Source organism: Aeromicrobium sp., assembly GCF_032084975.1.
Taxonomy (GTDB): domain Bacteria; phylum Actinomycetota; class Actinomycetes; order Propionibacteriales; family Nocardioidaceae; genus Aeromicrobium.
Window position 1 is genome coordinate 406 of the sequence record NZ_DAMDLR010000048.1, and the last position, 19,794, is coordinate 20,199.

A 19,794-nucleotide genomic window follows, 5' to 3' on the forward strand; every position below is an offset into this window, starting at 1 on the left:
ATCGGGCTGACGGGACGGGGTGACGACCATCCCTATCGGCTGTCAGGCGGCGAGCAGCGGCGGCTCGCGCTGGCGGCGGCCTGCGCCCATCGCCCGGGCCTGGTCCTTGCGGACGAGCCGACGGTCGGGCAGGACCGCGGGTCGTGGGCCCTCGTGGCGGGCTGGCTCGGGTCAGCGGCGCGGGCCGGCGCGACCGTCGTCGTGTCCACGCACGATCCCGACCTGCCCCGGCACCGCGACGTGATGATGAGTGGGGGAGTGGTCGTGCCGTGACCGGACTCATCACCCGCCTCAACCCGCTCGTCCTGCTGGCGATCGGCATCGCCGCGGCTCTCGGGTCGGCCGGGATCCGCACGATGGAGATCGCGGTGACCTGTGCCGTCGTCTACATCGCGGCGATCGTCGCTCTCGTGCCGTCGTGGCGGTACCCGGCGCTGTGCCTGGCCGTGGTCACGCTCCCGATCGCCACGATCGTGTGGACCACGTGGCTGTTCGGGGGCCGGGACCTCGAGGTCGCGGCGGTCGCCGGGGTGCGCACGTTCGTCATGGCGTGGCCGGGCGCGGTCGCGGCGGGGTACATCGACGTGGCCCGTCTCGGTGACTACCTGGCGCAGTCGCTGCGCGTCCCGGGCCGGTTCGCGGCGGCCCTGTCCGCCGCGCTCCAGCGCGTGAGTGGAGCGTGGCAGGCGTGGCATGACCTCGATCGAGCGAGGAAGGCCCGCGGTCTGCCGCGGCGTCCGGGTCCGATGGCCTTCGCGCTGCTCGTGCACACGCTGCGCGATGCCACCCGCACCTCGATCGCGATGGACGCCCGGGGGTTCGCCACGGCCGGTCGACGCACGTGGGCGGAGCCGGCGACGTGGTCCCGTTTCGACGTCGTGGTGCTGGTCGGCGCCGTGATCGCGGGGCTTCTGCCGGCCCTGTTGTTACTCACGAGTCAGGCGTGATTCCTACCGCTCGGTAAGTGGCTTGCGTCACATGCAACTAGAGGTTACAGTCGTCGGGATTGCGCCCAGCGGGAGGCGATCGACCGAGTGTGTCCAGCCGTGAAACGAGGGAACCATGCGCCCGAGCGCTTCTGTACGACGAGCTCTTCGATTCGCGGTCGCCAGTGCCGTCGTCGGCGCCAGTGCGGTCCACCTGTCCGCGCCCGCCCAGGCGGCCCCGGCCAGCATCGACCGTGTCCCCTACGTGTGCAAGGCGCTCAACAACACCATCGACCTCTCGCTGCAAGGTCCCAAGCAGTTCTACGTGACGTCCGAGACGGACCTGCCCGCGAGTGTCCAGCCGGGCGACACCGTGCCCGCGACCGAGACGACCCTGACGCTGGCGCTCTCGACCCCGCTCGTCGACCGCCTGTACGGACCGATGAAGGTGCGCAAGGTCAAGGGCTCCTCGACGACCAAGGTCGACCTGCAGGCGGTGGCCCCCGGTGGCGAGTTGATCGAGACGATGAGTCCCGTGGTGAAGGGGCCCAACGGCGAGCCGGGCCCGCTCGTCAACGACTGGGTCAACCTAACTCCCGGCCAAGAGGTGTCGATCGTCGCCGACGGCGTGGTCGATCCCGTCACCGTGCCGCAGTCCGACCAGACCACCGGGCTCATCTACGTCCAGATGCCGCTGACGTTCATGCTGCACTCCGAGATGGACCCGCCCGTGGTCGGATCGATCGCCAAGGCCGACCTGAAGTGCACGCGCGGAGTGCTGAACTCGGCCGGCACCGAGGTCGTCGCCGACAAGGAGCACCGCATCATCGGCACGATCGCCGTCGGTGCCGGGTGCTCGCAGACCGAGTGCCCGCCGCCTCCGGTCGGCTCCGGTGACGACACCGGCGGTGGCGGCGATGACGACCTGCCTCCCGGATCCGGTACCGATCCCGAGGTCATCGATCCGGTGAACCCGGACGACGAGACCGACATCGATGACAGCGGCTACGACTGGGACGAGGACGGCAGCGACAGCGACGGCAACACCACCGGCGTGTCCGACGAGACGACCGAGCTCCCGGCGACGGGCTCGCCCTTCGCAGCCGGACTCGCCGGACTGTTCGGGGTGCTCCTGGCCGTTCGCCTGGCGCTCGGGGTACGGGCCCGGCGCACCGGCGCCTGAGCCGCACGAGTTCCTCGAGGTGCCCGCGATGATGCGGGGACCGTCCCCCTGACAAGGAGCCCCATGGGTGTCGAAGTTCGCGTTGAAGGCCTGACCAAGACCTTCGGCAAGCAGACGATCTGGCGTGACGTCTCGCTGACGCTGCCGGCGGGGCAGATCAGCGTCATGCTCGGCCCGTCGGGCACCGGCAAGTCGGTCTTCCTCAAGGCGCTGATCGGACTGCTCAAGCCCGACGAGGGGCACATCTTCATCGAGGGAACCGACATCGCGACCTGCACCGAGCGCGATCTCTACGAGATCCGCAAGCTGTTCGGCGTGCTCTTCCAGGACGGCGCGATGTTCGGGTCGATGACGCTGTTCGACAACGTGGCGTTCCCCCTGCGCGAGCACACCCGCAAGAACGAGACCGAGATCCGCGACATCGTCATGGAGAAGATGTCGATGGTCGGTCTTGTCGGTGCCGAGCTCAAGCTTCCCGGCGAGATCTCGGGCGGCATGCGCAAGCGCGCCGGCCTGGCCCGCGCCCTCGTGCTCGAGCCCGAGATCATCTTGTTCGACGAGCCGGACTCGGGCCTCGACCCGGTCCGCACCGCGTTCATCAACCAGCTGATGGTCGACCTGAACGCCCAGACCGAGGCGACGTTCCTGATCGTCACCCACGACATCAACACCGCGCGCACCGTCCCCGACAACATCGGCCTGCTGTACCACCGTCACCTGTCGATGTTCGGCCCGCGCGAGATGCTCCTGTCCAGCGAGGAGCCGGCGGTGCGCCAGTTCCTCAACGCCCAGACGGTCGGCCCGATCGGCATGAGCGAGGAGAAGGACGCCGACGAGCTCGCGGCCGAGGACCACACGACGCTGCCGCCGCTGCCCCCGATCCCGCTCCAGCTCTTCCCGTCCGACGGCCGGCCGCGCGCCACCCAGTCCGAGCCGGGCGCGTGGTGCGCCGCCAACGGCGTCGTCCCGCCGCCGGGATCGTTCCTCAACGACGGCTCCGGATTCACCGCGCCCTCCCCGCAGTCGCTGTCCGGTGGTGCCCGGTGAGCGTGGTCAAGACCCTCACGGCGCCGCTGGCGACCGCGGGTCGGCTCTTCGCCTTCGGCACCGACGTGCTGATCGCCGTCTTCCGCCGGCCGTTCCAGTTCCGCGAGTTCGTCCAGCAGGCCTGGTTCATTGCCTCGATCACGATCATCCCGATCGCGCTCGTCGCCATCCCGTTCGGCGCGGTCGTGGCGCTGCAGACCGGCAGCCTCGTCCAGCAGTTCGGGGCCCAGTCGTTCGTCGGCTCGGCGGCGGTGCTCGCGGTGCTGCGCGAGGCGGCCCCGATCGCGACGGCGCTGCTGGTGGCCGGTGCCGGTGGCTCCGCCATCGCCGCCGACCTGGGCGCGCGCAAGATCCGCGAGGAGCTCGACGCCATGATGGTGCTGGGCATCGACCCGATCCAGCGCCTCGTCGTGCCACGCGTCCTGGCCTGCATGCTCGTGGCCGTCTTCCTCAACGGGCTGGTGAGCGTGGTCGGCGTCCTCGGCGGCTACGTCTTCAACGTCATGCTGCAGGGCGGCACACCCGGCGCCTACCTGGCCTCGTTCACGGCGCTGGCGCAGACGCCCGACCTCTACCAGGGGATGGCCAAGGCGCTCGTGTTCGGCCTGATCGCCGCGCTCGTGTCCACCTACATGGGGATGCACGCCGACGGCGGCCCCCAGGGCGTCGGCCAGGCCGTCATGGAGTCGGTCGTCATCACCTTCCTGTTGCTGTTCATGGCCAACTTCGTCATGAGCGCCCTGTACTTCCAGCTCGTCCCGGCGAAGGCGTTGTGACGTGGTCGACGTGAAGAGCGCCTATCGGCGTCCCCTCAGCACGCTGGACGACCTCGGTCTGCAGCTCGCCTTCTACATCCGCGTCATCGCGTGGATGCCCCGCGTCATCGCGCGCTACCCGCGCGAGATCCTGCGCCTGCTGTCCGAGGTGACCTTCGGTCGTGGCTCCCTGGCCGTCATCGGCGGCACCGTCGGCGTCATCACGACGATGTCGTTCTTCACGGGCGTCGAGGTCGGCATGCAGGGCCACAGCGCCCTCGAGCAGCTGGGCACCAGTGCGTTCGCCGGCTTCTTCTCGGCGTACTTCAACACGCGCGAGATCGCTCCCCTGGTGGCGGGCATCGCCCTGGCTGCGACCGTCGGCTGTGGGTTCACGGCCCAGCTGGGCGCCATGCGGATCTCCGAGGAGGTCGACGCGCTCGAGGTCATGGCGATCCCGTCCCTGCCGTACCTGGTGACGACCCGCGTCCTCGCCGGCCTGATCGCGATCATCCCGCTGTACATGCTCGGGCTGATGGCCTCGTACTTCGCCACGAAGCTCACCGTGACAGCGGTGTACGGGCAGAGCGAGGGAACATACGACCACTACTTCAACCTGTTCCTGCCACCCGAAGACGTCCTGTGGTCGTTCTTCAAGGTGCTCGTGTTCGCGTTCCTCGTCATCCTCATCCACTGCTACTACGGCTACTACGCCAGCGGCGGACCCGTCGGCGTCGGTGTGGCCGTGGGCCGCGCCGTCCGCACGTCGATCGTCGTCATCAACGTCGCCGACCTGATGATGTCGATGGCGATCTGGGGCACCACCACGACCGTCAGGCTGGCCGGCTGATGCCCCGCGTCTCGGCGATGGACCAGCCTGCCGTGATCCGCGGCCTCGGCGTCGTCATGGTCGCCCTCGTCGCCGGATCGGTGTTCCTGACCTACGCGATGTTCACCAAGTTGTTCGTGGACGACGTCCCGGTGTCGATCCGCAGCAGCAGCGCCGGCCTGCAGCTGAACGCCAATGCGGACGTGAAGATGCGCGGCGTCATCGTCGGCCGGGTCGAGGAGATCACCTCCGAGAAGGGCCAGGCCGTCATCCACCTGGCACTCGATCCGGACCAGCAGCCGCTGATCGCGTCCGACGTCCAGGCGTTCGTGGTGCCCAAGACCCTGTTCGGCGAGAAGTACGTCGACCTGCAGCCCGTCCCACAGTCGTCGGGCCGAGCGATCCAGGCCGGCGACGAGATCGTCCAGGCCGCATTGCCCTCCGATGTCGAGAACCTGCTGACCGACCTCGATCCACTGCTCACCGCGCTGAACCCCGAGGACCTGTCCTACGTGCTCACGGCCCTGTCCGATGCGCTGTCCGGCCAGGGCGAGACGCTCGGCGACGGGCTCGAGACCCTCTCGGCCTACCTGCAGAAGATGACGCCGCTGGCTCCCCAGCTCGTCGAGGACATCACCTTGCTGGGCGACACCGCCAGGACGTACGCCGACGAGATGCCCGCGATCGGCACGACGCTGCGCAACGCGGTCGTCACCGGCAACACGCTCACGGCCCGTCGCGCGCAGCTGCAGTCGCTGTTCGTCCAGACCGCGGCCTTCGCGACGTCCGCCGAGACACTCTTCGACCGTTCGGGCGACGACTTCATCACGCTGTCGAAGGACTCGCAGCCGACGCTCGAGCTGCTGGCCGACTACTCGCCGACGATCGGCTGCGTCCTGAAGGGGATCGACCAGCTCATGCCGGCCATCGACAACACCTTCCGCGACCACCGTGCCAACGTGTCGATCGAGTTCGCGCCGCGCTCGTCGCGCCAGTACGACGGCCGTGACACGCCGCGCCTGCCGGCCGCGAGCGGAGGGTCGTCCTCGCTCTCGCCCAGCTGCGCGACGCTGCCCGGCACGCGCTACACCAAGAAGCGCCCGGCGCCCGGCATGAGCGACTCCCTGCTGGAGCAGCTCGGCGTCGGCGGCGACCTGGGCAAGCGGGCGCCACTGGCGGCGCCGACGGTCATCCGGCCCGCCGGCAGCGCCGCCGAGGCCGAGCAGGTCAAGGCGATCGTCGCGGCGAACCTGGGCGTCGACCCCGAGGACGTGCCCGATGTCGCCCACGCCCTCTACGGTCCCGTGCTGCGCGGAGCGGAGGTGAGTCTCGGATGAGCCGCACCGGACTCGATCGCGCGACCGCGCGGTCGTTCGTGAAGCTGATGGTCTTCCTGGTCGTCACGGGCCTCATGACAGCCCTGCTGGCCGCGGTCATCGGCAACCGATCGTTCTCCCGCACGCACACGTACCGCGCCGTCTTCAGCGACGTCACCAGCCTCGTCGTGGGCGACGACGTCCGTATCGCCGGCGTGCGCGTGGGCAACGTCTCCAACGTCGAGGTGCACTCGGGCAACTCCGCGATCGTGACGCTCAACGTCGACAACGACGTGCCGCTCACCCAGAGCACGCAGGCCACGCTGCGGTACCGCAACATGATCGGACAGCGCTACATCGCACTCAGCGAGGGCACCGGTTCGGCCGAGCGGCTCCAGGAGGGCGAGACGATCGGGCTCGACCGGACTCAGCCCGCACTCGACCTGACCGACCTGTTCGGGGGCTTCCAGCCACTGTTCGAGGCGCTGTCGCCCGAGGACACCAACCAGCTGGCCTACGAGCTCATCCAGGTGTTCCAGGGCGAGAGCGGCACGGTGGAATCCCTGCTCTCGCACACCGCCTCGCTCACCGGCACGCTCGCCAAGCGAGACGAGCTGATCGGCTCGGTGATCGACAACCTGACCGTCGTGCTGACGTCGTTCAACGAGCGCGACGACGAGCTCTCCACCGCGATCTCGACCCTGCAGCAACTGATCACCGGACTGAAGGACGACCGTGGCGTGCTGACCGACTCGCTGGACGACATCGCAGTGCTGACCGGCGAGACCGCGGGCCTGCTCGACGACGCCGGTCCCGCCATGACGGCGGACATCAAGAACCTGCGCAAGCTGACGTCGCAGATCGGCACCAAGAAGGCCCGGCGCGACCTCGACCGCACGCTCGGCATCCTGCCGATCAAGATCGACCGGATCGGGCGCACCAGCCAGTACGGCTCCTTCTTCAACTTCTACGTGTGCGACGTCGAGGTCAACGGCAAGCTCCCCTCGCTCAGCGGAGTCCCCGGGTGGGAGAGGACGCGGCCGTTCAAGACCACCAAGCGCGTCACCGTGACCGGATCGGGGGTCAGCCGATGCCGCTGAGGAACATGAAACCGTTCCGCGAGCGCAATCCCGTGATCGTGGGAGCCGTGTCGCTGCTGATCATCGCCGCGATCCTGCTGACCGCCAGTCAGGCCTCGCGCCTGCCGATCATCGGCGGTGGCGCCAAGTACGCCGCCGAGTTCACCGAGGTCGGCGGACTCAAGAAGGGCGACGACGTCCGCCTGGCGGGCGTGCGCGTCGGCGAGGTCGCCGACCTGCAGCTGGAGGGGGACAAGGTCCGGGTCGTCTTCCGAGTGAAGAAGGACCGTGACCGCCTCGGCAGCCAGACCGGCGCGTCGGTGCGGATCAAGTCTCTGCTCGGGACGATGTACGTGAGCCTCGAGCCCGAGGGACCGGGCACGCTCGAGAAGGGCTCGGTCATCCCCGTCACGCGCACGAAGGCCCCCTACGACATCGTCCAGGCGTTCTCGGGTCTCACCGAGACGACCCAGGAGATCGACCAGGACCAGCTCTCGCAAGCGCTCGACACGATCAACGACGTCGCCGAGAAGACCCCCGACGAGTTCCGCGAGGCGGTCACCAGCGTCACGGCGCTGTCGAACAGCCTCGCGTCGCGCGATGCCGAGATCAAGACGCTGCTCGAGAACATCGACGGCATCTCCACGGTCCTGGCCGACCGCAACAACGAGTTCGCCAAGCTCTTCGAGGACGGGTCGGTGCTGTTCGACGCACTTTCCGAACGGCGGGACGCGATCCACGCCGTCCTGGTCAACGTCACGGCGATGTCCCAGGAGATCGACACGTTGGTGACCGACACCCGTGCCGATCTCAAGCCTGCGCTCGACCGGCTCGCCGGCGTGGTCGCCGTCCTGCGCAAGAACGAGGCCAACATCACCCGCGCGATCGAGCAGCTCCCGGCATACTACGCCGCGGTCGCCAACAACAGCTCCAACGGGCCGTGGCTCGACTCGTTCGTCTACAACCTGCTGAGCATCTTCGGTCTGGAGGACGGACTGTGAGCGCCTTCTTCCAGAGCCGCGCCTCGCGCGTCACCCTCGTTGCCGTCGTCGCGGCGGCTGCCCTGGCCGTCGTGGCCGTCCTCGCGCTCGTCGTCCTGCCGAGCTCGCAGGACAAGACGATCACGGTCGACTTCGAGCGGTCCGTGTCGCTCTACGAGGGCTCCAAGGTCCGCATCCTCGGCGTCGACGTGGGCACGGTCGAGAAGCTGACGCCCCGCGGCCAGAACGTCCGGGCCCGGATCACGTGGAACGGTGACGTCGACGTCCCCGCGGACGCGCAGGCGGTCATCGTCTCACCGTCGGTCGTGGGCGACCGGTTCGTCCAGCTCGTCCCGGCCTACACCGGTGGGGCGAAGATGCAGGACGGCGCTCACCTCGACCAGTCGAAGACGGGGACGCCGACCGAGCTGGACGAGACGTTCGCGGCCCTCGACCGCGTCGCCACCACGCTCGGTCCCGAGGGCCTCAACGAGGACGGCGCCGTGAGCGACCTGCTGTCCAACTCGGCGAAGAACCTTGACGGCAAGGGCGCCGAGATCCGCCAGAGCATCGAAGCGCTGTCGAAGCTGACCAAGACTGCCGACGGCTCGAAGGACGAGCTGTTCGCCTCGGTCGAGCAGATCGAGCGCTTCGTCTCGGCGCTCGAGGCCAACGATGACAGCGTCCGCCGGTTCAACGCCAGCCTCGCGGGCGTCTCCGACGTCCTGGCCGGCGAGGGCGACGACCTCCAGCTCGCGCTGCGCGAGCTCGCCGGTGCGCTCGCCCAGGTCCAGGGCTACGTGTCCGAGAACCGTGAGGGCCTGCGCAAGAACGTGAAGGGCCTCAGCAAGGTCACCAGGTCACTGGCCAAGCAGCGCCAGGACCTGGCGAAGATCCTCGAGTCCGGACCGAAGGCGCTGTCGAACCTGGCCACGGCGTACAACCCGACCAACGGCACGCTCGACGCGCGGACGTCCCTCAAGGGTGCCCAGGACGGGAAGTTCACGGTGATGACCACACCTGAGCAGGTGGCGGCCTTCTGTGCCCCGGCCAGTGCGCAGAATCCGGAGTACACCACCACGTGTTACGCCATGGGAGACGTCCTCACGTGGCTCGGCCGTCAGGCCGATCCCTCCTCGGGCAGCACGTCGCAGCCCGCCTCGCTCTCCGACCTGATGGGGGTGTCGTGATGCGCAACCATCGCCTCCGACTGGGGCTCGTGGGTGTCGTCGGCTCGATCGCGCTCGTGTCGGGCTGCGTGTCCAGCGTCGGCGACCTGCCGCTGCCCGGCGGCGCCGACCTGGGCGACGACCCGTACACCGTCGTCATCGAGTTCGCCGACGTGCTCGACCTGGTTCCGCAGAGCGCGGTCAAGGTCAACGACGTCTCGGTCGGCCGGGTCACCAAGGTCGAGCTGAAGGGCTGGCGTGCGCAGGTCACCGTCAAGGTCAACAGTGACGTCGACCTGCCCGACGAGGCGACGGCGTCGATCCGACAGACCTCGATCCTGGGCGAGAAGTTCGTGTCACTGGCCGCACCGCTCGAGGGCGGTGGCGCAGGACGGCTCGACGAGGGCGACCTGATCCCGCTCGAGCGCACCGGCAACGCACCCGAGATCGAGCAGGTCCTGGGCTCGCTGTCGCTCGTCCTCAACGGCGGTGCCCTCAGCAAGGCACAGGTGATCAGTCGCGAGCTCAACACGGCACTGTCCGGCCGCGAGTCCGACATGCGCGCGCTCGTGCGCCGACTGGACGAGTTCGTCGCGGTCGCGGACGACTCCAAGGACGACATCGTGGAGGCGATCGAGCAGATCGACCGCCTCGCGCGGACCACCAACGACCAGAAGCAGGCGATCGATGCCGCCCTCGACGACCTGCCCGCCGCGCTGGCCACGGTGAACGAGCAGCGCGCCAACCTCGTCCAGATGCTCGAGGCGCTCTCGAAGCTGGGCGCGGTCGGCTCCGACGTGATCATCAAGAGCAAGGACGCGGTCACCGCCGACCTGCGGGCTCTCGCGCCCGTGCTCGACAACCTCGGCTCCGCCGGCGACGCGCTCATCTCCTCGCTCGAGGTGCTGCCGACCTTCCCCTTCCCCGACTCCCTCCTGGGCGAGACCCCGAAGGAAGCGCAGAACTACCAGATGGGCAACTTCCTCAACGTGTCGATCGACTTCGAGACCGACTTCGCCAAGACGATCGGCCTGATGACCGAGCGCGAGCGTGCGGCCCTCAAGGAGAGCCTGCGCAAGCCGGACGTCTCCGGCGTCATGGCGCGGACGGTGGTGACACCGTGATCACCCGCCGCGTTCGCGTCCAGCTCATCCTGTTCGTCGTGGGCACGCTCATCGCCATGACCTACATCGGCGCCAACTACGCCCGCGTCGACCGGTTGTTCGGAAGCGGGTACACGGTCACCGTCGAGATGGCCGAGTCCGGCGGCATCTTCACGACGGCCGACGTCACCTACCGCGGTGTCAGCGTCGGTCGCGTGACCGACATGTGGCTCGACGGCGACGGCGTCAAGGTCGAGGTGCACATCGACTCGAAGTCGACGTCCATCCCGGCCGACACCGAGGTCGTCGTCGCCAACCGCTCGGCTGTGGGCGAGCAGTTCCTGGACTTCCAGCCACGCACCGATCAGGGCCCGTTCCTCGACGACGACGCGGTCGTCGCGCGCGAGAACACCCAGGTCCCCATCGACACGCGCACGCTCCTGACCAACGTCAGCGCCCTGCTCTCGTCGGTCAACCCCGACGACCTCAGCACCGTGATCGCCGAGCTCGGCGACGCATTCGAGGGATCCGGCGACGACTTGCGCACGATCATCGAGAGCGGGAACTCGTTCATCACCGAGGCCGATGAGAAGTACGAGGTCACGGCGGCTCTCATCCGCAGCTCGTCGACCGTGCTGCAGACGCAGGTGGACTCCCAGGCCAACATCCGGACGTTCGCGGCGAACCTGCGGGACCTGTCGACCGCCGTCCGCGCCTCCGACCAGGACCTGCGCACCGTCATCGACTCGGGCGCGCCGACCGCCACCACGCTGCGCGCCGTGCTTGACGAGAACTCCGCGGACATCTCGGCCCTGGTCGAGGATGCGATCACGCTCAACTCGACCGTGCGCGCCAACCTCGGCGGCGTGCGCGGCGTCCTGGTGATCGCCCCGTACGGCATCGAGAGCGCCTACTCGATCATCGCCAAGGACTCGCGCACCGGCCAGTACGCCGCTCGGCTCAGCCTCTCGCTGCAGCCCGAGAACGCGCCGTGCCTCACCGGCTACGTCCCGTCCGCCAAGCAGCGCACCCCGTTCGACCGCACGGTCGAGAAGTGGGACCGCAGCAAGACCTGCAAGGCGACCAGCCCGCGCGGGTCCAACGCCGGACCCGCCGGCGTCTCGGGCGCTTCCACGGACTCGGTCCGGGGCAACGGCTTGGTCCTGGGCACGTACGATGTGGCGACGAACCGGCTTGAGGTCACCGACGAGGCGTCGACGATCCCTCAGGCGCTCGATCTCGGCGAGGAGTCGTGGAAGTGGATGATGCTCGGGCCCGCGGTGGCACAGTGACGCGCAGCCGTCTCCTCGATGGCGCCCTCGTCGTCGTCACGCTGGTCGCGCTCGCGGTGGGCACCGTGCTCCTGGTGCGCGGACCCGAGGTGCCGACCTACGCCGAGACGTCGCAACGCCAGGAGGTCAGGGCCGCCACCGAGCGGTTCGCCGCCGGGATCAACACGTACGACGTCACCGACCTCGACCCCTACGTCGAGCGGATGACGCCCTTGATGACCGACGACCTCGCCGAGCAGTTCAAGGTCTCGACGCAGGACCTGCTCGCGCGCTTCGCCAAGGCGAAGATCGTCACCCAGGGCGACGTCGACCAGGTCGCCATCGACAGCATCGACGGCGACAGCGCCGAGGCGCTGGCGGCGATCACCGTCACCACCGAGCCCGAGAACGTCGCGTTCGGCAAGCCGCGACTGCGCTGGCGCGTCTCCCTCGTGCGCGAGGACGGCGACTGGCTCGTCGACGGCTTCGCCGACGTGGCCGTCGAGGACGCGCCGGCCCAGGAGGGTGAGGACCAGTGAAGCTCCGTCGTCCCGCACGCCGTACCGCCTTGGTCGCGCTGGCGCTCGCGTCCGTGGTGTTCGCCCTCGTGGCCCTGCTCGTCGTCCAGCGCGAAGAGGCCTCGGCCGTCGAGCAGTTCGACGCCCAGGACGCCGCCACCGCCGCCGCGAACGACGCCATCCCGCGCATGCTCGGCTACGAGCACGCCTCGATCGCCGACGACCTCGACGACGCCACCGAGGTCATGACCGACTCGTTCGCCGAGAAGTACACCGAGCTGGCTCCGCAGCTGGTCGCGACGGCCGAGCAGCGCAAGATCGACGTGACCGCCACGGTGCGCACGATCGCGGCACTGGAGTGCGGTCAGGAGTGCTCCACGAGCTCGGTCCGGCTGTTGGCGTTCGTCGACCAGAACCGCACGATCGCGACCAAGCCCGCGTCGCCCGCCGCACTGTCGGTCGTCGTGCGGATGAAGCTGGTCGACGGCGTCTGGCTCGTCGACGACCTCACCACCAGCTGAGCCGGGTCGGCGCTCGGTTCCCGCCCGTCCTACGCCGCCCGCCCCACGCCGCCAGCCCCACGCCGCCAGCCCCACGCCGCCAGCCCCACTTTTGGTGCGGGATTCCGACCGATCGGACCGTTGGGGCGTAAACGCGCACCAAAAGTGGGGGCCGGCGCGAGAAGAGAGGGAAGGCCACCGGCAGGCCGCGCGGGAGAGTCCGGGCCGCGTCACACGTGCTGGGTGTCGACCAGCTTGCCGAACACGACGGAGCGGTCGTCCGTGTGGAAGATCTCCGAGCACGTCGTGAGGGTCAGCAGCGCCTCGGTGGGCTTCGCGTCCGAGCGCTGGTCATCGGCTTCGCGCGCCCTCTCGGGCACCGGCTGGACGACCCAGATCTCGGTGAAGTCGACGATCGTGTCGGTGCCCGAGTTCTGCAGCTCGTACGTGTAGACGTGGGTGCGGGTCTCGACCTCGACCTCGTCGCCGGCCCTCAGGTCGGGGAACTTGCGGAACGGCTGGCCGTTGGTGATCCGGTGCCCCGCGACGGCGAAGTTGCCGATCTCGCCGGGGCGCTGGGTGTCCGAGAACCAGCCGACGCCCGAGGTCAGGGCGTCGTCGTCGATCCCCGACACGATCGGCACCTCGAAGTCGCCACCGAACCGCGGCACCCGCAGGACGGCGAAGGACTGGCCCAGCCGCACCTTGTCGCTCGTCGCGTCGCCCTCGCGGTTGCCCTTCCACTCGTCCGCCAGCGCGACGGCCATCTCGCCCTGGCGCTGCTTGGCCAGCACGTTGGTGCCGATGTAGTTCCATCCGGCCCAGCCGGCGCCGATCACCAGCACGAGCGTCAGCAGGCCCGCCACCACGCGGCCGGGACGCAGCTGGGGCGTCGGCCTGAGTTCGGGGCGCTCGCGGCGCGGGGGTCCGGCGGGGGCGGTCACGCCACCGAGTCTCACATCTGAGCGCCGTGGAGACAACGGGTTCCGCGGGGTGGGCGAGGGCGCTCACGGCCCCATTGCCTGTGACCCGCCCCACGCGATAGCGTGCGGGCTAAGCAAGCGCTTAGTCAACAGGAGATGACGATGACCCGTGAGTTCGAGACCCTCGCCGACTTCAAGGCCGCCGTCGGCCAGGAGCTGGGCACCAGCGACTGGGTGACCGTGACCCAGGAGAAGATCAACCTCTTCGCCGACGCCACGGGCGACCACCAGTGGATCCACATCGATCCCGAGGCCGCGGCCAAGGGCCCGTTCGGCACGCCGATCGCCCACGGCTACCTGACGCTGAGCCTGCTGCCCGTCTTCACGTCGCAGATCTACTCGGTCAAGAGCGTCGTCATGGGCGTGAACTACGGCGCCAACAAGGTCCGCTTCCCGCACCCGGTCCCCGTCGACTCGCGCGTCCGCGCCACGGCGACCCTCAAGGAGACCAAGGACATCGGGATCGGCACGCAGTCGATCGTCTCGGTCGTCGTCGAGATCGAGGGCGTCGAGAAGCCGGCCTGCATCGCCGAGGTCGTCTACGTGATGGCCGAGGGCTGAGTCATGGACTTCGCCTTCGACGACAGGACACAGGGCCTGATCGCCCAGATGCAGGCGTTCATGGACGAGGTCGTCCACCCGGCCGAGTCGCTCGCCCACGAGCAGATCCAGGCGAACTACGCGCATGACGCGTGGGACATCCCGCCCGTGATCGAGGACCTCAAGGTCGAGGCGCGCCAGCGCGGCCTGTGGAACCTGTTCCTGCCCGGCGAAGGCGGAGCCGGCCTGACCAACCTGCAGTACGCGCCGCTGGCCGAGATCCAGGGCCGCAGCATCCAGCTGGCGCCGCCGGCGACCAACTGCGCGGCCCCGGACACCGGCAACATGGAGGTGCTGAACGAGTTCGGCACCGACGAGCAGAAGAAGCGCTGGCTCGAGCCGCTGCTGAACGGCGAGATCCGCTCGGCGTTCGCGATGACCGAGCCCGACGTCGCCTCGAGCGACGCCACGAACATCGAGACGTCGATCGTGCGCGACGGTGACGAGTACGTCATCAACGGGCGCAAGTGGTGGATCACGGGCGCGATGAACCCGAACTGCCAGGTCTTCATCGTGATGGGCAAGACCGATCCCGAGGCCGCACGTCACCGCCAGCAGTCGATGATCATCGTGCCGAGGGACACCCCGGGGCTCGAAGTCGTGCGCGGCATGCACGTCTTCGGGTACCACGATCGCGACCACGGCGGACACGCCGAGCTGCGGTTCACCGACGTCCGGGTGCCGGCCGCCAACCTGATCGCGGGGGAGGGCTACGGCTTCGCGATCGCCCAGGCCCGCCTCGGACCCGGCCGGATCCACCACTGCATGCGGTCGATCGGCCTGGCGGAGCGAGCGATCGAGCTCATGTGCCAGCGTGCCCAGGACCGCGTCGCGTTCGGCAAGCCGCTCGCCGACCAGGGCGTGATCCGTGACTGGATCGCCGAGTCGCGCGTCCGGATCGAGCAGCTGCGCCTGCTCGTGCTGAAGACGGCCTGGCTCATGGACACGGTCGGCAACAAGGGTGCCCACACCGAGATCCAGGCGATCAAGATCGCGACGCCCTCGACCGTGCAGTGGATCCTCGACAAGGCGATCCAGGTGCACGGCGGCGGTGGCCTCAGCCAGGACTTCCCGCTCGCCGAGATGTATGCGGGCATCCGCACGCTGCGCTTCGCGGACGGTCCCGACGAGGTCCACAAGAACTCGCTGGCCAAGGCCGAGTTGAAGCGGCAGGGTCTGCGATGAGCGAGCGCCAGCGAGCGAACCATTCGACTCCCCGAATCGCGGCGTCGTCCTACCCTGCCCTTCTCAAGGCGGCGCCGCGATGAGCGCGCGTTGCGTCGTCACCGGCGCTGCTGGAGGCATCGGCCTCGCGATCGCGGAGGCGCTCGTGGCCCGCGGGGATCGCGTGCTGCTGGCCGACCTCGACGAGCAGCGGGTCAGCGAGGCGGCGACCCGCCTCGGCCAACCGTGGTTCTCCGGCGACGTGGCCGCCGAGCCGGGCGTCACGGACCTGATCGCCCGTGCGGACGAGGAGCTGGGCGGGATCGACATGTACGTCGCCAACGCGGGCATCTTCCGCGGCTTCGGCCTCGACGCCGACGAGTTCGACTGGTCGCTGTCGTGGGACGTCAACGTCATGGCGCACGTGCGGGCCGCGCGGGCCCTCGTGCCCAGGTGGAGCGTCGAGCAGCCCGGCGTCTTCGCGGTGACGGCCTCGGCTGCGGGACTGCTGACGCAGCTGGGCTCGCCGACCTACTCCGTCACGAAGCACGCCGCGGTGGGCTTCGCCGAGTGGCTCGCGGCGACGTACGGCGATCGTGGCGTGCAGGTCGCCGCGCTGTGCCCCATGGGCGTCGCGACCCCGATGGCCGAGGCCGGTGAGACGGCCACGGATCCCGAGGCCCGTCTCGCCCACGCGTCGGTCGCCACGGCGGGCGAGACCATCGCGCCGCAGGACGCCGCGCGGGTGCTGCTGGAGGCGATCGACGAGGGTCGCCTGCTGGCGCTCCCGCACGCCGACGTGGGCACGATGTACGCCCGCAAGGCGCAGGACACGGACCGGTGGGTGAGCGGCATGCAGAGGTTCCGGCAAAGTCTGACGAATTGATCTGCGTATCACGGCCGCGGCGGGGGTCTCCTCGGATACGATCATCCGACTTCGGATACGATCATCCGACTCATGACCTATCAGGGGAGCCCCCGTATGAATCGATCGTCCCTGCGCCTGTTCGCCGGCGCAGCCCTCTCGGGCCTGGCCGCGGCCGCGCTGGTCGTGCCCGCGACCGCCCAAGCAGCGCCGGTGCCGGCCGCCTTCTGCACCGACGGAAGCCAGCCGATGGTGACGCAGGACGAGGTCATCGAGGACTTCGACGAGACCACGACCGTGAAGGGCCTGACGGTCGTCAAGGGCACGACGCCCGTCGAGTTCACCGGCACGTACGCCGGGTACATCCCGAACGCGCTGGGCAAGGGCGTCGCGATGCTGCTGTTCCGGATGGAGGGCGCGGGCATCGATGCCGCGACGAACCCGACGGGACGCCCGGCCGGGATCTGGGCCGGCATGTCCGGCTCGCCCGTCTACACCGCCGACGACCGGCTCATCGGCGCCGTCGCCTACGGCCTGAGCCCCGACGACATCCCGCTCGCGGGGGTCACGCCGGCCGACTACATGAAGGCCGTCGGCACCGACAAGCTCACGCCCAAGGCCCCGGCGTCGGTGCGGGTCGCCGCGAAGAACATCGAGGGCTCGCGACGCACGGTCCAGGCGGCCGCCGGCCGGTCGCTGCAGCACCTCAAGACCGTCAAGGTCATCACCGGCGGGGCGCGGGCGAATGCGCTGGCGAACCGCACGCAGGCGCGCGTGCCGAAGGGCTCGTCGCCGGCCGCCACGTCGGTCCGTGCGGGCGGCTTCCAGGCCGTGGGCTCGCCCACCCGCATCGCCGAGCCCATCGTCCCCGGCGGCAACATCGCCGTCGGCTACTCGACCGGCGACCTGTTCTCCGGCGGAGTCGGCACGGTGACGGCGGTCTGTGGCGACGACGTGTGGGCCTTCGGCCACCCGATGGACTTCTGGGGCGAGACCGCGCTGTCGATCCACAACGCCTCGGCCGCGCTCGTCGTGACCGACTCGACCGGCCTGTCCGGCTCGTACAAGCAGGTCGCGACGGTCGGCCAGCAGGTCGGCACGATCACCCAGGACGGCTACGCCGCGATCCGCGGCAAGCTCGGCCTGATCAAGGGCTTCCCCTCGGTCACCAAGGTCGTGAACGCCAAGGGACAGGTGCTCGAGACCTACCGAGGGTCCGTCGTGGACCCGGCCATGGCGACGAACGCCGCCATGGGTCCCGCGCTCGCCGTCTACGACATCCTCGACAACATCGGCTTCGGCACGGCTCGTCTGTCGTGGCGGATCGACTACCGCCTCGCGAGCGGCAAGAAGGGCAGCCTCAAGAACTGGCAGCTCTACTCCGGCATCGGTGACCTCGGCGACCAGGTCGCCACGGACATCGGCAATGACATCTACTCCATCGCCTACACCGATCTGGCCGACGCGACGATCACCTCGGTGACCTCGACGCTCAGGTTGCTGGACCGCAAGCCGGTCGACTACCGCTTCGTCGGCGCCCAGGTCTGGACCGGCAAGAAGTGGGTGAAGCTGAACGGCCGGACGCTCAAGAAGCACCGCACGCACGTCGTCCGCCCGGTGTACCGCAAGTACCTCGAGGGCAAGCCGAAGGAGACCTCGGTGGGCCCGCGCTCGAAGTTCAAGATGGGCGCGCTGGCCAAGGGCCGCGGCTCGGTGACCTTCAGCCGCAAGGGCGAGATCGAGGAGTTCGAGTGCTTCGAGGACGAGGACGGCGAGCTCTACTGCCCGGACTTCGAGGGCGAGGATGACGCGCCTCGCACCTTCAGCGCGCTCGTCGAGACGCTCGACGCGCTGATCCCGGCCAACCGCGGGCAGGGCGTCACGCAGTGGAACTGGAAGTCCGGCAAGAAGGCGAAGGGCACGAAGACCCGGACCTCCGGTCTGGTCGCGCCCGGCGTGATCAGCGGGTCGTACAAGGCGACCTTCCGCATCGCCGGCTGACCGACGTCCGTAGGCTGGCCGCATGGCGATCGAGCTCCTGACCCCCGGTCAACTCGACGACATGCGGCCCGCCGGCCGTTTCGTCGCCGATGTCCTCACCACCCTCGTCGAGACGGCCGAGGTAGGGATGGACCTCCTGGAGCTCGATGCGCTGGCGCACCGCATGATCAAGGAGCGCGGCGCGGAGTCCTGCTACATCGACTACGCGCCGTCGTTCGGCCGGGGCCCGTTCGGCAAGGTGCTGTGCACGAGCGTCAACGACGCCGTCCTGCACGGCCTGCCGCACCGGTACAAGCTCAAGGACGGCGACCTCGTCAGCTTCGACTTCGCCGTGAGCGTCGACGGCTGGGTCTGCGACTCCGCCGTCAGCACGGTCGTCGGCACCCCGCGCGACGAGGACCTGCGGCTCATCGAGGCCACCGAGGTCGCGCTGGCCCGGGCGATCGAGGTCGCGAAGCCGGGCAACAAGATCGGCGACCTCAGTGCCACGATCGGCGACACGGCCCGCGAGTACGGACTCACGGTCAACACGCAGTTCGGCGGTCACGGTGTGGGTCGCACGATGCACGGCGATCCGCACATCTCCAACGACGGCAAGGCCGGCCGCGGGTTCCCGCTCAAGCCGGGCCTCGTGATCGCGATCGAGCCGTGGTTCCTGGCGTCGACCGACGAGATCCGGATGGACGACGACGGCTGGACGATCCGCAGCGCCGACGGCTCGCGCGGCGCCCACAGCGAGCACACGATCGCCATCACCGACGGCGATCCGATCATCATGACCGACCGGGCCCGCTGACCTTCACGTTCCACCGCCTGCGCACGGCGATTCGCGGGTCGAACGTGCAATTCAGGGGGTCAGCAACTGGCGCGCCACCTGCAGCAGGAGGGCGTCGGCGCCGACGTGCGCGGCCAGCATGACCCCGACCGGCAGGCCCTCGTGCTCGTGCAGCGGCAGGCTGATCGCCGGCTGGCCGCTCATGTTCATCAGCGCGGTGTAGGGCGTGAACAGCAGCTCGCGCCGGTGATCCTCGGCAGGGTCGCCCGACTCCGTGAACCAGGCGTGCGGCTGGGGCGGCAGGGCGAGGGTCGGCGTCAGGAAGAGGTCGAAGTCGGCGAGCCCCGCGTTGACGCGGCTCGTGGTCAGCTCGAGGAACGTCAGCGCCGCGGCCAGCTCGGGCGCCGAGGCGCGCCCGCCGCGCTCGTACCAGTAGCGCGTCGTCGGGCGCAGGCTCGCCAGCGCCTCGGGCGGCAGTGGGATCGACGCCATCCCGGCCGACCAGACAACGTTGAACTGCGGTTCCAGCTCGGCCGGCCACGGATTGTCGATCTCGACGACCTCGTGCCCCTGGTCCGCCAGCGCCTCGCGGGCGGCGGCGACGGCTGCCACCGAGCCCGCGGAGGCGTGCGCGAACTCGAGGTACGGGCTCGTCCACGTGGCGACGCGCAGGCGGCCCGGGTCGCGCTCGGCCTGCACGGTGAACGAGGTGTCCGGGGCAGGCCACACG

General features: G+C 69.4%; 21 protein-coding genes. 19 read left to right on the plus strand and 2 right to left on the minus strand.

Translation table 11 applies throughout. The features are described from left to right. From RT323_RS11595 to RT323_RS11660, 14 genes are all read left to right on the plus strand, one after another. Positions 1-273 (plus strand): ATP-binding cassette domain-containing protein (locus RT323_RS11595; RefSeq protein ID WP_313408490.1); only part of this gene is annotated, 273 nt, incomplete at its 5' end. Further along, entirely contained in the window at positions 270-947 is a 678-nt protein-coding gene (locus tag RT323_RS11600; RefSeq protein ID WP_313408492.1) for an energy-coupling factor transporter transmembrane component T, read from the plus strand. The genes RT323_RS11595 and RT323_RS11600, both read left to right, overlap by 4 nt. A 115-nt stretch (positions 948-1,062) precedes the next feature. Continuing rightward, positions 1,063-2,109, plus strand: coding sequence for a DUF6801 domain-containing protein (locus RT323_RS11605; RefSeq protein ID WP_313408494.1), 1,047 nt, complete (start codon positions 1,063-1,065; stop codon positions 2,107-2,109). Positions 2,110-2,172: 63 nt separating this feature from the next. Further along, the gene (locus RT323_RS11610; protein ID WP_313408495.1) at positions 2,173-3,156 is read left to right on the plus strand and encodes an ABC transporter ATP-binding protein; all 984 of its coding nucleotides are present in this window, start codon (positions 2,173-2,175) and stop codon (positions 3,154-3,156) included. Beyond that, the gene (locus RT323_RS11615) at positions 3,153-3,932 is read left to right on the plus strand and encodes an MlaE family ABC transporter permease (RefSeq protein WP_396172305.1); all 780 of its coding nucleotides are present in this window, start codon (positions 3,153-3,155) and stop codon (positions 3,930-3,932) included. The genes RT323_RS11610 and RT323_RS11615 overlap by 4 nt, the downstream gene beginning before the upstream one ends. A gap of 10 nt (positions 3,933-3,942) precedes the next feature. Continuing rightward, positions 3,943-4,761, plus strand: a complete 819-nt coding sequence (locus RT323_RS11620; RefSeq protein WP_396172307.1) for an MlaE family ABC transporter permease — start codon at positions 3,943-3,945, stop codon at positions 4,759-4,761. Then, positions 4,761-6,077, plus strand: coding sequence for an MCE family protein (locus RT323_RS11625; RefSeq protein WP_313408501.1), 1,317 nt, complete (start codon positions 4,761-4,763; stop codon positions 6,075-6,077). The genes RT323_RS11620 and RT323_RS11625 overlap by 1 nt, the downstream gene beginning before the upstream one ends. Next, positions 6,074-7,156, plus strand: a complete 1,083-nt coding sequence (locus tag RT323_RS11630; protein ID WP_313408504.1) for an MlaD family protein — start codon at positions 6,074-6,076, stop codon at positions 7,154-7,156. Before RT323_RS11625 ends, RT323_RS11630 begins: the two co-directional genes overlap by 4 nt. 5 nt (positions 7,157-7,161) lie before the next feature. Next, complete coding sequence (locus RT323_RS11635) at positions 7,162-8,136, plus strand: MCE family protein (RefSeq protein WP_313408506.1); 975 nt, start codon at positions 7,162-7,164, stop codon at positions 8,134-8,136. After that, on the plus strand, positions 8,133-9,305 hold the full coding sequence (locus RT323_RS11640; protein WP_313408508.1) for an MCE family protein: 1,173 nt from the start codon (positions 8,133-8,135) through the stop codon (positions 9,303-9,305). The genes RT323_RS11635 and RT323_RS11640 overlap by 4 nt, the downstream gene beginning before the upstream one ends. After that, complete coding sequence (locus tag RT323_RS11645; RefSeq protein ID WP_313408510.1) at positions 9,305-10,408, plus strand: MCE family protein; 1,104 nt, start codon at positions 9,305-9,307, stop codon at positions 10,406-10,408. Before RT323_RS11640 ends, RT323_RS11645 begins: the two co-directional genes overlap by 1 nt. Beyond that, positions 10,405-11,679: an MlaD family protein gene (locus tag RT323_RS11650; protein WP_313408512.1), complete on the plus strand. Its 1,275-nt coding sequence runs from the start codon at positions 10,405-10,407 to the stop codon at positions 11,677-11,679. The genes RT323_RS11645 and RT323_RS11650 overlap by 4 nt, the downstream gene beginning before the upstream one ends. Beyond that, positions 11,676-12,197: a hypothetical protein gene (locus RT323_RS11655; RefSeq protein ID WP_313408514.1), complete on the plus strand. Its 522-nt coding sequence runs from the start codon at positions 11,676-11,678 to the stop codon at positions 12,195-12,197. Before RT323_RS11650 ends, RT323_RS11655 begins: the two co-directional genes overlap by 4 nt. Beyond that, complete coding sequence (locus RT323_RS11660; protein WP_313408516.1) at positions 12,194-12,697, plus strand: hypothetical protein; 504 nt, start codon at positions 12,194-12,196, stop codon at positions 12,695-12,697. The genes RT323_RS11655 and RT323_RS11660 overlap by 4 nt, the downstream gene beginning before the upstream one ends. Positions 12,698-12,906: 209 nt before the next feature. On the opposite strand, the gene RT323_RS11665 is transcribed toward RT323_RS11660, so the two are convergent. After that, complete coding sequence (locus tag RT323_RS11665; protein WP_313408518.1) at positions 12,907-13,620, minus strand: class E sortase; 714 nt, start codon at positions 13,618-13,620, stop codon at positions 12,907-12,909. A 141-nt stretch (positions 13,621-13,761) separates the two neighbouring features. On the opposite strand from RT323_RS11665, the gene RT323_RS11670 reads away from it, so the two are divergent. The 5 genes from RT323_RS11670 (at position 13,762) to map (ending at position 19,085) form a co-directional block, all read left to right on the plus strand. After that, on the plus strand, positions 13,762-14,220 hold the full coding sequence (locus RT323_RS11670; RefSeq protein WP_313408519.1) for a MaoC family dehydratase: 459 nt from the start codon (positions 13,762-13,764) through the stop codon (positions 14,218-14,220). 3 nt (positions 14,221-14,223) lie between these two features. Then, positions 14,224-15,444: an acyl-CoA dehydrogenase family protein gene (locus RT323_RS11675; RefSeq protein ID WP_313408521.1), complete on the plus strand. Its 1,221-nt coding sequence runs from the start codon at positions 14,224-14,226 to the stop codon at positions 15,442-15,444. A gap of 79 nt (positions 15,445-15,523) precedes the next feature. Beyond that, positions 15,524-16,309, plus strand: coding sequence for an SDR family oxidoreductase (locus RT323_RS11680; protein ID WP_313408523.1), 786 nt, complete (start codon positions 15,524-15,526; stop codon positions 16,307-16,309). A gap of 96 nt (positions 16,310-16,405) precedes the next feature. After that, positions 16,406-18,289: a hypothetical protein gene (locus RT323_RS11685; protein WP_313408525.1), complete on the plus strand. Its 1,884-nt coding sequence runs from the start codon at positions 16,406-16,408 to the stop codon at positions 18,287-18,289. Between the two features lie 22 nt (positions 18,290-18,311). Beyond that, the gene (map, locus tag RT323_RS11690) at positions 18,312-19,085 is read left to right on the plus strand and encodes a type I methionyl aminopeptidase (RefSeq protein ID WP_313408527.1); all 774 of its coding nucleotides are present in this window, start codon (positions 18,312-18,314) and stop codon (positions 19,083-19,085) included. A 51-nt stretch (positions 19,086-19,136) separates the two neighbouring features. On the opposite strand, the gene RT323_RS11695 is transcribed toward map, so the two are convergent. Continuing rightward, on the minus strand, positions 19,137-19,794 hold a 658-nt coding region (locus RT323_RS11695; protein WP_313408528.1), incomplete at its 5' end, for an amidase family protein.

Excerpts from the sequence above, each read along its gene's own strand:
- RT323_RS11605 (WP_313408494.1), top strand. The coding sequence starts at position 1,063 with ATGCGCCCGAGCGCTTCTGTACGACGAGCTCTTCGATTCGCGGTCGCC.
- RT323_RS11610 (WP_313408495.1), top strand. The coding sequence starts at position 2,173 with ATGGGTGTCGAAGTTCGCGTTGAAGGCCTGACCAAGACCTTCGGCAAG.
- RT323_RS11625 (WP_313408501.1), top strand. The coding sequence starts at position 4,761 with ATGCCCCGCGTCTCGGCGATGGACCAGCCTGCCGTGATCCGCGGCCTC.
- RT323_RS11630 (WP_313408504.1), top strand. The coding sequence starts at position 6,074 with ATGAGCCGCACCGGACTCGATCGCGCGACCGCGCGGTCGTTCGTGAAG.
- RT323_RS11635 (WP_313408506.1), top strand. The coding sequence starts at position 7,162 with ATGAAACCGTTCCGCGAGCGCAATCCCGTGATCGTGGGAGCCGTGTCG.
- RT323_RS11645 (WP_313408510.1), top strand. The coding sequence starts at position 9,305 with ATGCGCAACCATCGCCTCCGACTGGGGCTCGTGGGTGTCGTCGGCTCG.
- RT323_RS11670 (WP_313408519.1), top strand. The coding sequence starts at position 13,762 with ATGACCCGTGAGTTCGAGACCCTCGCCGACTTCAAGGCCGCCGTCGGC.
- RT323_RS11675 (WP_313408521.1), top strand. The coding sequence starts at position 14,224 with ATGGACTTCGCCTTCGACGACAGGACACAGGGCCTGATCGCCCAGATG.
- RT323_RS11680 (WP_313408523.1), top strand. The coding sequence starts at position 15,524 with ATGAGCGCGCGTTGCGTCGTCACCGGCGCTGCTGGAGGCATCGGCCTC.
- RT323_RS11685 (WP_313408525.1), top strand. The coding sequence starts at position 16,406 with ATGAATCGATCGTCCCTGCGCCTGTTCGCCGGCGCAGCCCTCTCGGGC.
- map (WP_313408527.1), top strand. The coding sequence starts at position 18,312 with ATGGCGATCGAGCTCCTGACCCCCGGTCAACTCGACGACATGCGGCCC.